Annotated in this window: 9 protein-coding genes; 4 read left to right on the forward strand and 5 right to left on the reverse strand. The window is 67.4% G+C overall.

Going from position 1 to position 12,007, the window contains the following annotated elements; all coding sequences use genetic code 11:
- Nucleotides 1-10 precede the first annotated feature (10 nt).
- From ISN75_RS22645 to ISN75_RS22655, 3 genes are all read right to left on the reverse strand, one after another.
- Entirely contained in the window at nt 11-1,489 is a 1,479-nt protein-coding gene (locus ISN75_RS22645; RefSeq protein ID WP_343820397.1) for a TolC family protein, read from the reverse strand.
- A complete protein-coding gene (locus ISN75_RS22650; protein ID WP_167252821.1) occupies nt 1,489-4,686 on the reverse strand; it encodes an efflux RND transporter permease subunit in 3,198 nt (1,065 codons plus the stop codon). The genes ISN75_RS22645 and ISN75_RS22650 overlap by 1 nt, the downstream gene beginning before the upstream one ends.
- A 119-nt stretch (nt 4,687-4,805) precedes the next feature.
- Entirely contained in the window at nt 4,806-5,996 is a 1,191-nt protein-coding gene (locus ISN75_RS22655) for an efflux RND transporter periplasmic adaptor subunit (protein ID WP_343820395.1), read from the reverse strand.
- Between the two features lie 142 nt (nt 5,997-6,138).
- On the opposite strand from ISN75_RS22655, the gene ISN75_RS22660 reads away from it, so the two are divergent.
- The 4 genes from ISN75_RS22660 to ISN75_RS22675 all read left to right on the forward strand — a co-directional run bounded on the left by ISN75_RS22660 (nt 6,139) and on the right by ISN75_RS22675 (nt 9,444).
- On the forward strand, nt 6,139-7,098 hold the full coding sequence (locus ISN75_RS22660) for a LysR family transcriptional regulator (protein ID WP_343820393.1): 960 nt from the start codon (nt 6,139-6,141) through the stop codon (nt 7,096-7,098).
- 102 nt (nt 7,099-7,200) lie between these two features.
- Entirely contained in the window at nt 7,201-8,331 is a 1,131-nt protein-coding gene (locus ISN75_RS22665; protein WP_167252818.1) for a serine hydrolase domain-containing protein, read from the forward strand.
- Between the two features lie 146 nt (nt 8,332-8,477).
- Nucleotides 8,478-9,062, forward strand: coding sequence for an ester cyclase (locus tag ISN75_RS22670; protein ID WP_343820392.1), 585 nt, complete (start codon nt 8,478-8,480; stop codon nt 9,060-9,062).
- A gap of 64 nt (nt 9,063-9,126) precedes the next feature.
- A complete protein-coding gene (locus ISN75_RS22675; protein WP_423385108.1) occupies nt 9,127-9,444 on the forward strand; it encodes a winged helix-turn-helix transcriptional regulator in 318 nt (105 codons plus the stop codon).
- Between the two features lie 3 nt (nt 9,445-9,447).
- On the opposite strand, the gene ISN75_RS22680 is transcribed toward ISN75_RS22675, so the two are convergent.
- Both ISN75_RS22680 and ISN75_RS22685 read right to left on the reverse strand, forming a co-directional pair.
- Nucleotides 9,448-11,025: a winged helix-turn-helix domain-containing protein gene (locus ISN75_RS22680; RefSeq protein ID WP_343820388.1), complete on the reverse strand. Its 1,578-nt coding sequence runs from the start codon at nt 11,023-11,025 to the stop codon at nt 9,448-9,450.
- A 130-nt stretch (nt 11,026-11,155) separates the two neighbouring features.
- On the reverse strand, nt 11,156-11,953 hold the full coding sequence (locus tag ISN75_RS22685; protein WP_167252814.1) for an undecaprenyl-diphosphate phosphatase: 798 nt from the start codon (nt 11,951-11,953) through the stop codon (nt 11,156-11,158).
- Between the last annotated feature and the right edge of the window lie 54 nt (nt 11,954-12,007).

Consider the following 12,007-nt stretch of genomic DNA (forward strand, 5'->3'; position numbering starts at 1 on the left):
CGCTACACCCTCACGGCACCTGGGCAAGGTTGCTGCAGCTCTCGTCGCCGCAGGCTTCCCAGCCGCCGCCGATGGCCTTGTACACCGCCACGGCGCGCAGGTTGATCGCCGCTTCCGCTTCGGCCAGCGCGTCCTCGGCGGAAAGCTGCGTGCGCTCCGCATCGAGCAGCTGCAGGAAGTCCGCGGCGCCTTCGTTGTAGCGCACCCGCGCCAGGTCGGCGGCGCGGCGGCTCTGCGCTACCTGGTCGAACAGCTTCTGCACGCGCTCGCGCTGCAGATTGAAACCGACCAGGGAGTTGCTGACGTCTTCCACCGCCTGCAGCACGGTGCGCTGGTAGTTGGCCAGCGCCGCGTCGGCGCGTGCTTCGCTCGCCTTCACGTTGTTGCGCACGCGCTGCACGTTCAGGCCCGGCCAGCTGATGCTCGGCGCGATCGACCAGGCACGCGAGGACGGGCCGCCGAAGTCGTTGCTGCGTCCGGCCAGGAAGCCCACGAAACCGCCCAGCGTGATGTGCGGGAACCAGTCGGCCTTGGCTACGCCGATGCGCGCATTGGCCGCGGCCAGTTCGCGTTCGGCGATGCGCACGTCGGCGCGGCGCGCCAGCACGTCGCCGGCGTTGCCGATCGGCAGCGCCACGTCGATCGGCTTGAAGCTGCCGGGCGACAGGTCGATGTCCAGCTCGCCCGGACGCTCGCCCAGCAGCACCGCCAGATGCGCTTCGTCCGCATGCGCCTGCGTTTCCAGCACCGGCAGCTGCGCTTCGGTGGAGGCCAGCCGGGCGTTGGCGCTGGCCACGTCCTGCTCCGAACCCGTGCCGATGTCGAAGCGCGCGCGGATCAGCCGCATGGTCTCGCGCTGGTTGTCGATGTCGCGCTTGGCCACGTCGATGCGCAGCTGGGTGCCGCGCAGGTCGAAGTAATAACGCGCTACTTCGGCGAACAGCGTCACCTGCGCGTCCTGCAGCGAGGCCGCGCTGGCCTGCGCCTCGGCGCCGGCCGCTTCCACCGAGCGGCGCACGCCGCCGAACAGGTCCAGCTCCCAGCTGGCGTCGAAGCCGGCGCGGTAGGTTTCGGTGGTCACGCGGTCGGTGGTGAAGCCCGGCTGCTGCTGGCGGCTGCGCTGGTAGCCGATGTTGGTGTCGACGGTGGGCCACTGGTCGGCGCGGGTCACGCCGAGCAGGGCGCGCGATTCCTTCAGGTGCGCAATGGCGATCTTCAGATCCGGCGCGTTCTTCGCCGCGCGCTGGATCAGTGCATCCAGCGCAGGGTCGTTGAACTGCTTCCACCACGCGGCCTGGAAGCCTTCGGCGGTTTCCTGCTTCGCATCGGCTTCCTGCAAGGTGAGCGGTTTCTCGTCGGGCCGGTGGTAATCCGGCCCGACGCTCACGCAGCCTGCCAGCAGCAGGGCGGCGGCCATCGCACTCAGGCGTGCCTGCCTGGGCGCGCGGCGCGCGAACCAGCCCTGCACGGTTTCAATCAAGGTAAGCATCAGTGTTCCTCCAGCGCGGGCGTGTTGAGGCCCTTGGCAGCGCGGCGGGCGGCGCGGCGTTCCGCGGCGCGCTCGCTCCAGCCGCGGATGATCACGTAGAACAGCGGGGTGAAGATCAGGCCGAAGAAGGTGACGCCGAGCATGCCGGCGAACACCGCCACGCCCATGGCATGGCGCATTTCCGCGCCGGCGCCGTGCGAGGTGACCAGCGGCACCACGCCCATGATGAAAGCGATCGAGGTCATCAGGATCGGGCGCAGTCGCAGGCGGGCGGCTTCCAGCACGGCCTGCTTGCGGTCCATGCCTTCCAGGATCTGCGCTTCGCGGGCGAACTCCACGATCAGGATGGCGTTCTTGCAGGCCAGGCCCACCAGCACGATCAGGCCGATCTGGGTGAAGATGTTGTTGTCGCCGCCGGAGAGCCACACGCCGGAGATCGCGGACAGCAGCACCATCGGCACGATCAGGATCACCGCCAGCGGCAGGGTCAGGCTTTCGTACAGCGAGGCCAGCACCAGGAACACCAGCAGCACGCACAAGGGGAACACCAGCACCGCGGTATTGCCGGCGAGGATCTGCTGATAGGTCAGCTCGGTCCATTCGAACGACATGCCGTTGGGCAGGTTCTCGCGCGCCAGCTTCTCCATCGCATCCTGCGCCTGGCCGGAGCTGAAGCCCGGACCGGGGCCGCCGTTGATCTCGGCGGTGGGGTAGCCGTTGTAGTGCTGCACGCGGTCCGGGCCCACGCCCTGGTGCACGGTCAGGAACGAACCGAGCGGGATCGCATCGCCGCGCGCATTGCGGGTGCGCAGCTGCAGCAGGTCTTCCGGTTCACGGCGGAAGTGCTGGTCGGCGGACACGTTCACCTGGTAGGTGCGGCCGAAGCGGTTGAAGTCGTTGACGTAGAGCGAGCCCATATAGGCCTGCATGGCCTGGTACACGTCGGCCAGGTCCACGCCTTCGGCCTTGGCCTTCTCGCGGTCCACGTTCGCGTCGATCTGCGGCACGCTCACCTGGTAGCTGGAGAACAGGCCGGCCAGGGTCGGCGTCTTGCGGCTTTCGGCGATCAAGTTCTGGGTCTGCTTGTACAGCTCCTCGAAGCCGACATCGCCGCGGTCCTCGATCTGGATGCGGAAACCGCCGATCGTGCCCAGGCCCATCACCGGCGGCGGCGGGAACACCGCGATGTACGCGTCCTGGATGCCGGCGAACTTCTGGTTCAGCGCCATCGAAATGGCACCGGCCGACAGCGAGGCGTCGCGGCGCTCCTCGAACGGCTTCAGCGTGGCGAACACGATGCCGGAGTTGGTGCTGTTGGTGAAACCATTGATCGACAGGCCCGGGAAGGCCACCGCGCTCTGCACGCCCGGCTGCTTCAGGGCGATGTCGCTCATGCGGCGGATCACGTCTTCGGTGCGGTCCAGCGAGGCGGCATCGGGCAGCTGGGCGAACGCCACCAGGTACTGCTTGTCCTGCTGCGGCACGAAGCCGGTCGGCACGTGGGCAAAGCCCAGGAAGCCCAGCGCCACCAGGCCGCCGTACACCATCAGGGTGACGGTGCCGGCGCGCAGCACGCGCTTCACGCCGCCGACGTAGCGGTTGGCGCCGCTGCTGAACACGCGGTTGAACGGACGGAACACCCAGCCCAGGCTCTTGTCCATCCACACCGTGAGCTTGTCCTTCGGCGCGTCATGGTCGCGCAGCAGGATGGCGGCGAGCGCCGGGCTCAGGGTCAGCGAGTTGAACGCCGAGATCACCGTGGAGATGGCGATGGTCAGCGCGAACTGGCGGTAGAACTGGCCGGTCAGGCCGCTGATGAAGGCGGTCGGCACGAACACCGCGCACAGCACCAGGGCGGTGGCGACGATCGGGCCGGTCACTTCCTTCATCGCCTGGCGCGTGGCCTCCTTGGGCCGCATGCCGTGCTCGATGTGGCGCTCGACGTTTTCCACCACCACGATGGCGTCGTCCACCACGATGCCGATCGCCAGCACCAGGCCGAACAGCGACAGCGCGTTGAGCGAGAAGCCCGCCAGGTACATCACCGCGAACGTGCCGATCAGCGACACCGGCACCGCCACCAGCGGAATGATCGAGGCGCGCCAGGTCTGCAGGAACAGGATCACCACCAGCACCACCAGGGCGATGGCTTCGAACAGCGTATGCACCACCGCTTCGATCGAACCGCGCACGAACACGGTCGGGTCGTACACGATGTGATAGTCCACGCCCTGCGGGAACTCCTTCTTCAGCTCCGCCATGGTGGCGCGCACTTCGTCGGAGATCTGGATGGCATTGGAGCCCGGGCGGGCGAAGATCGGAATCGCCACCGCCGGCTGGTTGTCCAGCAGGCTGCGCAGCGCGTAGTTGTTGGAACCCAGTTCCACCCGGGCCACGTCGCGCAGGTGCGTCACGCCGCCGTCGGCGGTGGTGCGCACGATGATGTTGAGGAAGTCTTCCTCGGTGACCAGGCGGCCCTGCGTGTTGATGTTGAGCTGGAACGCGGCATTGCCGGGGCCGGGCGGCGCATTCAGCGCACCGGCGGCCACCGCCACGTTCTGCTCCTGGATGGAATGGACCACGTCGCCGGTGGTGAGCTGGCGCGAGGCCAGTTTCTCCGGATCCAGCCACACGCGCATGCTGTATTCGCCGGCGCCGAACAGCTGCACGTCGCCCACGCCGTTCAGGCGCGCCAGCTGGTCCTTGATGTGCAGGCGCGCGTAGTTCGACAGGTACAGCATGTCGTAGCGGTTATCGGGCGAGGTGAGGTGCACGACCATGGTCAGGTCGGGCGAGCTCTTCTGCGTGGTCACGCCCAGGCGCTGCACTTCCTGCGGCAGCTTGGTCAGGGCCTGCGCCACGCGGTTCTGCACCTGAACCTGCGCGTTGTCCAGGTCGCTGCCCAGCGCGAAGGTCACCGTCAGCGTCATGGCGCCGTCGCTGGTGGACTGCGAGGAGGTATAGAGCATGCCTTCCACGCCGTTGATCTGTTCTTCCAGCGGCGTGGCGACGGTTTCGGCGATCACCTTGGGGTTGGCGCCGGGGTAGCTGGCGCGCACCACCACGGTGGGCGGCACCACTTCGGGATATTCGGAGATCGGCAGCTTGAACAGCGAAATGCCGCCCGCGATGACGATCAGTACGGAGAGGACGCCGGCCAGGATCGGCCTGTCCACGAAGAATTGGGCGATTTTCATCGGATCGGTCCTGAGAGTTCTTTAGGACAAGCCGGCCCCGAAGGCGCGTGTTCCACGCGCCTGGCGATGCCGTTCGTTCCATCCCCGCGCCGGGTTCGGCGCGGGGCCATGTCCATCGATTAGTGCTGCGCGGCAACCTTGTTGCTGCCGCCGCCGCCGAGGGCGAGCTGCTTGTCGGGGTCGAGGCTGCGGGTTTCCATCGCCACCTTGGTGGCATTGACCTCGGCGCCGGGACGCACGTGCTGCAGGCCGTTGACCACCACCACGTCGTCCTTGTTCAGGCCTTCCTCGACCACGCGCAGGCCGTCGAGCAGCGGGCCGGTGACGACGCGGCGGTATTCCACCTTGCGGTCCTTCAGCACCAGCACGTACTTGTTGCCGAGGTCCGAAGCCACCGCGCGGTCGTCGATCAGGGCGCGCGGGCGCTGGCTGTCGCTGCGCAGCTGCACGCGCACGTACAGGCCGGGGGTGTAGCTGCCGTCGGCGTTGTCGAACACCGCGCGCAGGCGGATCGTGCCGGAGCCGGCGCGCAGCTGGTTGTCGACGAAGTCGATGCGGCCGGCGTGCGGGAAGCCCTGCTCGTTGGACAGCGCCATGGCGACCTTCGGCGCCACGCCGCGCTCGCGGCGCAGCTGCTCGAGCTTCAGATAGCTGTGCTCGTCGACGTCGAAGTAGGCGTAGACCGGGTTCACGCTGACCACGCTGGTCAGCACGTCATTGCTGGTGACCAGGTTGCCGGGCGTGATCAGGGCATTGCTGACGCGGCCGTCGACCGGCGCGCGCACCTCGGTGAAGCCGAGGTTGAGCTTGGCGGCGTCCAGCGCGGCGCCGGTGGAGGCCAGCTGCGCCTTGGCGCTCTGCGCGGCCGTGCTGAGGCGGTCGCCTTCCTCGCGCGAAATGGCGTGCTGCTCCAGCAGGCGCTGGCCGCGGGCGGCATTGGCGTCGGCCAGCGTCAGCTCCGAACGGGCCTGGCTGAGATTGGCCTGCAGCCGGTCCACTTCGGCCTGGTAGGGGCGCGGGTCGATGCGGAACAGCAGCTGGCCCTTCTTGACCAGGGCTCCCTCGGTGAAATGCACCGAGTCCACATAGCCGCTCACGCGCGGCCGCAGCTGGATGGTGTCCACCGCCTGCAGGCGGCCGGTGAACTCGTTGGAATCGTTGACCGCGCGCACCAGCACCTGGGCGACGGTCACTTCCGGCGGCCCGCCGGCGGCGGCCTGGGCGTGGGTTTCGCCGCGGCTGCCGAGCACCGCCCAGCTGCCGGCCACGGCAACCACGGCGAGGGTGGCGAAGATCCATCGTTTCTTCATGATGCGCTCCGAGAATTAGTGAACCGATCGGTTCAAACCGTTCGAGGCGCGAGAGAATAGGTGTACCTTCCGGTTTAGAAAATCCCTCCCTTGTGCAATGCAGTAGTGACTGTCAGTCACGAATGGGCGCAGAATCGACGCTATGGAAGACTTTGCCGCAATATCCGCCTTCGTTCGCGTGGTCGAGGCCAAGAGCTTCGCCGCCGCCGCCTCCCAGCTCGGCATGACCCCCTCCGGCGTCAGCCGGGCGGTGTCCCGCCTGGAGGAGCGCCTCGGCGCCCGGCTGCTGTTCCGTTCGACCCGTTCGCTGCGGTTGACCGACGATGGCGCCGCGTTTCACGCACGTTGCAAGGAAATCCTTGCCGATCTGGCCGAAGCCACCGAGGCCCTGAACTACGCCACCCGCAAGCCTACCGGCCGCCTGCGCGTGGGTATTTCGCTGGCCGTGGGCCGCGCCGCCGTAATCCCCCGCCTGGACGAATTCGAGCGCCGCTACCCGGATATCCGCCTGGAACTGTCCATGAGCGACAGCCCGGCCGACCTCAACGAAGAAGGTATCGACTGCGCCATCCGCGTCGGCGAGCTGGAGGATTCCAGCCTGATCGCCCGCAAGATCGGCTACCTGCGCAACGTGGTCTGCGCCTCGCCCGAGTACCTGGCCAAGTACGGCGCGCCGCGCAGCATCGAGGACCTCAAGCAGCACCGCATCATCAACTACGTCTATCCCAACCGCCGCCCGCGCCAGTGGCAGTTCGACACGCCCAGCGGCCAGGTCGGCGTGGACGTCGATGCACACCTGCTGATCAATGACGGCGAGTCGGTGATCCAGGCCGCCGCCGCGGGCCTGGGCATCACCCAGGCCCCCCACATGCTGCTGTGCTGCATGCTCGACAAGGGCATGCTCGAGCTGGTCATGACCGACACCATCTCCACCGGCAAGCCGGTGTGGATCGTGTATCCGCAGAAGAAGCACCTGTCGGCGCGCGTGCAGGCCTTCATCGAATGGGTGCGCGAGCTGTTCGACCGCACCAACGAGCCGGGCTACAAGAAGGCGCCGGTGGCGGGGAAGGCGGAAGCGCCGGAACGCTTGAGCGCCGCCTAAGTCGTTGAAGCCCCGCGGCTTCATAAATCTTCATCCGGTCTTCCGGCGCTTCATTCGCCGCCGCGCTGGACTCCATGGGCACCTCAACCATGGAGTCCGACCATGCACCATCCCAGGCCTTACCTGCTCGCCGCCCTGCTCGCGGCCTGTTCGCTGTCCCTGTCCGCGGCCGAGTACCGCGCTCCTGACGCGCATGACGATGGCTGGCCCGTCGCCGATGCCCGCGCCGGACACGTCGACACCGCCCCGTTCGCCGCGCTCGAGGGCAAGATCGCCGACGGCAGCTTCAAGAACATCACCAGCGTCCTGGTCGCCCGCGACGGCAAGCTGGTCTATGAGCATTACTTCAACGGCAGCGACGCCGGGCATCTCAACGACGTGCGCTCGGCCAGCAAGAGCGTCACCGCGCTGCTGGCCGGCGCAGCCATCGATCGCGGCCTGATCCCCGGCGTGCAGGCCAAGGTCTACGGCTTCTTTCCGGACAAGCAGCCGGTGCAGCACGCCGACCCGCGCAAGCAGGCGATCACGCTGGAAGACCTGCTGACCATGAGTTCGCTGTGGGAATGCAACGACGAGAACGAGTTCTCCGCCGGCAACGAGGAGCGCATGTACGTCAGCGAAGACTGGCTGCAGTTCGCGCTGGACCTGCCCATCAAGGGCTTCGCGCCATGGATGGCCAAGCCGGCGGACAGCCCGCACGGCCGCGCGTTCTCCTACTGCACGGCTGGCGCCTTCGTCTCCGGCGCGGTGGTGGAGCGCGCCGCGCGCATGCCGCTGTCGCGCTTCGCCGCCGACGCGCTGGAAAAGCCGCTGGGCATCGAGCACGTGCAATGGAATGCCTCGCCGCTGGGCATCGGCATGGGCGGCGGCGGCACCCGCTACCGCAGCCGCGACCTGGCCAAGCTCGGCCAGCTGGCCTTGGATGACGGGCGCTGGCACGGCAGGCAGGTCATTTCCGCGGCGTGGATCCACGCCATGCTGACCGTGCATGCGCAAGCGCGTGACGACGCCGACTACGGCTACCTGTGGTGGTGCTTCCGCAAGCCGGTCACCGGCATCGACGAACCGGTATGGGCAATGAGCGGCAATGGCGGCAACTACGTGTTCGTGGTGCCGTCGCGGCGGCTGGTCGCGGTGATCACCAGCACGGCCTACAACCAGCGCTATGCGCATCCGCAGTCGCAGGAAATCCTGCGCGAATATCTGCTGAAGGCGGTGTCCGGCGCACGCTGACGCGCACACCTGGGTTACTGAAAAGTAACCAATTTACAGCGTGCTCCGGCGCGCTCAGACTGATGCCTCGCTTATCGACGGAATCTTCCCGGTGGCTCCTTCAGGAGCCGCCGACGTCGATTCACACCCACCAGGAGGCACGCATCATGACGACCCGAAAGACCGCATTCGCCCTGGCGCTTGGCGTGGGCCTCGCCCTCGGCGGGCTGGCGGCGGCACAGGCCGCGGAGCAGGATCACTGGCCGGCCAGCAAGAACGGCCAGGCGGTGCCGAAGGTGGCCGGCACGCCGGCCGAACTGGCGAAGAACCTGGCCAACTTCGACGACCTGGATTTCCGCGTCTATACCGGCCAGCAGTGGGAAAACCTGCACAAGAGCCATGGCCAGGACATCGTCGTGCACTACCCCGACGGCCACACCACCAAGGGCATCCCGGACCACATCAAGGAACTGCAATTCATGTGGACCTGGGCGCCTGACAACCGCATCACCGAACACCCGGTGCGCTTCGGCACCGCCGATGCGCAATGGACGGCGGTGATGGGTTTCCTAGATGGCACCTTCACCAAGCCGATGGTGCTGGCCGACGGCACCGTGATCCAGCCGACCGGCAAGGCCTACCACCTGCCGATGGCAACGCTGGGGCACTGGAACAAGCAGGGCACGATGGACGAGGAATACCTGTTCTGGGACAACGCGACCCTGCTCAAGCAGATCGGCGTGGGCAAGTAAGCCCGCCGGCCTTCGCATGGGCCGGCGATTGGCGCCGGCCCGGCGAGCTTTCATACTCTTGCTCATGGCACCCGACCCCACGAGCATCTGCGCCGCCGAAGTCGTGCTTCGCGTCCTGCGCGGACGCTGGGCGATGACCATCCTGATGATCCTGAGCGAGCGCGGCGCCATGCATTTCGGCGCCATCGAGCGCTCGATCAAGGGCGTGTCCGCCAAGGTGCTGTCTGAGCAGTTGCGCTATCTGCGCCATGCCGGCGTGGTCAGCCGCAGTTCGTCCGAGCAGCGGCGCGAGGTCTATTACGAACTCACGCCGCGCGGCCTTGAGCTCAAGCTGGCATTGGACGCGATCAACGACCTCGCACGCCGCTGGCCCCACCTGTAGCGCTCAACGCACCTCGCGCAGATCCGCCGGCCGCCAGTCGGCGGCCAGCACCTGGGCACGCTGCGCGGCGACGCGCCGGCTCAGCGTATCGATCGACGCGGCGTAGGCCGGATCGTTCGCAAGGCCGCGCAGCAGGGGCGAAGTCTGCAGATAGGCGCGATCGCTGTAGCCACCTTGCACGGCGGTATCGACCGAATGCAGCGCGTCGGCATGCCGTCCGCGCGCTTCCTGCAACAGGGCCAGTTCGAGATAGTCGCCCGGATAGCCCGCGCCGCCGAGGAACTGGCGCTGCATCTGCGCCATGCGCTCGTCCAGCCATGCCGGCGTGGGCGAGGTCGCGCCATACAGCGCCGCCAGCGTGGTGGGCAGGCTCATCTGCGGGCGTAGCTGCCGCGCCTGTTCGAAGGCGCGGCGCGCGCCCTCGCGGTCGCCGCGCAGCAAGGCGAGTTCGCCGCCGAGCACGTAGAGATCGACATGCGGCGTGTTGCGCGCCAGCGCCTGGTCCAGCGCTTCCTGCGCTTCCTTGAAACGCCCTTGCAGGAACAGATGCCGCGGCCACGCGATATTGGAGAACACATTGTCCGGGTAGAGCTGGAAGCTCTCGCGGTAGCGGCGCTCCGCCGCGTCGGTGAAACCCAGCAGTTCCAGTTCGCGCGCCACCTGCACGTTACGGAAGCGCACGCGCGCCGGATCGCCGTGCATCTGCAGGTTGGCATGCAGCGCTTCGGCCAGTCGCCCCTGTTCCTGGTAGAGGTAGGCGGCCGAGGCGCGCGTTGCATCGTCGCCCGGATCGAGCGCCAGCGCTTTTTCATACGCGCGCAAGGCGGCGGCGAGCTCTCCCGCGCAATCGTGCGCATAGGCGAGCGCGGACCACGCGGCACTGTTGTCCTGCTGCGTTTTCAGCACCAGCTCCGCTTCAGCGCGCGCCTGTTGCGTCCATTCGTAAGGGAAGTTGTAAAGGCAGACCCGCGCGCTGTAGGCGCGGCTCAGGCCGATATGCGCAACCGCGCTGGCCGGGTTGCGCGCCAGCACCTGCTGATAGAGCAGGATCGCGCGCTCGTTGTTGTCCTTCTGGCCGATGCCGGCGTAGTAGGAGGCGCGAACGGTCAGCGTCTGCGCCGGATCGATGCGGCCGTGCTCGATGGATGAGCGATACCACCACGCGCCGGCCAGCCCCAGCGCGGCAAGCACGCCGAAGCCGATCGACCATGGGCGCAAAATCCGCTGCCGCATCACTGGCTCGTCGGCGATCAAGGCCTCTGCTGTCCGCGGCGCTTCGCACAACTGATAACCCCGCCCGCGCACCGAGCGGATATAGCGCGGATTGCGCCCGTCATCGCCCAGCGCCTGGCGCAGCAGCTTCACGCGCTGGGTGACGGTCTCCTCGTTCACCACCGCGGGCGCCCACACTTCGGCCATCAGCGTGTCGAAACCCACCACCGCATCGCCATGCCGCAACAGGCAGGCCAGCAGCTGGAAGTTCAGGCCCTGCACGTCGAGCGCGCCGCCGTCGCGCGTCACGCGCTGGCGCGCGAGGTCGATATGCAGGTCGAGCAGGCGGTAGTGGGATGACGGTTCCATGGCGCGCGGAACTATGTCATGGAACGTAGGTTGGGGTGAGCCATAAGGCGAACCCCAACATGGCCAAGCGCATGGAGCTGGCGTTGTCGGGGTTCGCCTGGCGGCTCACCCCAACCTGCGAAGTGTGCCTTCAGGCGCCGGCCGGCATCAGCAACAGCAGGGCGATGCCCAGCGCGATGCGGTAGAGCGCGAACGGCGTGAAGCGGTGCGTGCGGATATAGCCCAGCAGCCACTTCACCGCGATAAAGGCCACGATGGCCGAGACCACGAAGCCGACGATCAGCGCGCTCCAGTCCTCGTTTGCCGCGCCGCCGCTCTTCACCACCTTCAGCAGCTCATAGCCGGTGGCGGCGTACATGGTGGGAATGCCCACCAGGAACGCGAACTCCGTCGCCGCCGCACGATTGCTGGTGCCGGCCAGCATGGCGGCGAAGATGGTGGCGCCCGAGCGCGAGGTGCCGGGAAATACGCCGGCCACGATCTGCGCGATGCCGACCAGGATCGCCACCGTCCAGGTCACTTCGGTGCGGTCGGCCTGGCGCGCCGCCATCTGCTCGGCGCCGATCATCCACAGGCCGCCGATCACCAGCGCCCAGGCGATCGGAGTCACCGCCTCGGGCAGCTTGAAGCCCATGTGGGTGACGATGAAACCCAGCACCGCGGTGATCATGAAGGCCACGAACAGCTTCAGCACGTAGTCGCGGTTGGCCGGATCGCGCCACTGCGTGAGCAGGCCCCAGATGCGCTTCCAGTAGATGAAGGTGACCGCGAGGATGGCGCCGGCCTGGATGCCCACGTTGAACAGGTCCGAGCGCTCGCCCAGGCCCAGCTTCTCCGCGATCAGCAGGTGGCCGGTGCTGGAGATGGGCAGGAACTCGGTGATGCCTTCGATGATGCCGAGCAGGACGACTTTGATCAGATCGCTCACGTGCGGGACTCCGGGCCACTGCAAAGCGCCATAGCTTAAGCGCTAGCCCCTTCC

It is taken from the genome of Dyella marensis, assembly GCF_049532885.1.
GTDB classification, from domain to species: Bacteria; Pseudomonadota; Gammaproteobacteria; order Xanthomonadales; family Rhodanobacteraceae; genus Dyella_D; species Dyella_D marensis.

Coding starts and splice junctions, on each gene's coding strand:
- ISN75_RS22655 (WP_343820395.1), bottom strand. CDS start 5,996: ATGAAGAAACGATGGATCTTCGCCACCCTCGCCGTGGTTGCCGTGGCC.
- ISN75_RS22665 (WP_167252818.1), top strand. CDS start 7,201: ATGCACCATCCCAGGCCTTACCTGCTCGCCGCCCTGCTCGCGGCCTGT.
- ISN75_RS22645 (WP_343820397.1), bottom strand. CDS start 1,489: ATGCTTACCTTGATTGAAACCGTGCAGGGCTGGTTCGCGCGCCGCGCG.
- ISN75_RS22680 (WP_343820388.1), bottom strand. CDS start 11,025: ATGGAACCGTCATCCCACTACCGCCTGCTCGACCTGCATATCGACCTC.
- ISN75_RS22650 (WP_167252821.1), bottom strand. CDS start 4,686: ATGAAAATCGCCCAATTCTTCGTGGACAGGCCGATCCTGGCCGGCGTC.
- ISN75_RS22670 (WP_343820392.1), top strand. CDS start 8,478: ATGACGACCCGAAAGACCGCATTCGCCCTGGCGCTTGGCGTGGGCCTC.
- ISN75_RS22660 (WP_343820393.1), top strand. CDS start 6,139: ATGGAAGACTTTGCCGCAATATCCGCCTTCGTTCGCGTGGTCGAGGCC.
- ISN75_RS22675 (WP_423385108.1), top strand. CDS start 9,127: ATGGCACCCGACCCCACGAGCATCTGCGCCGCCGAAGTCGTGCTTCGC.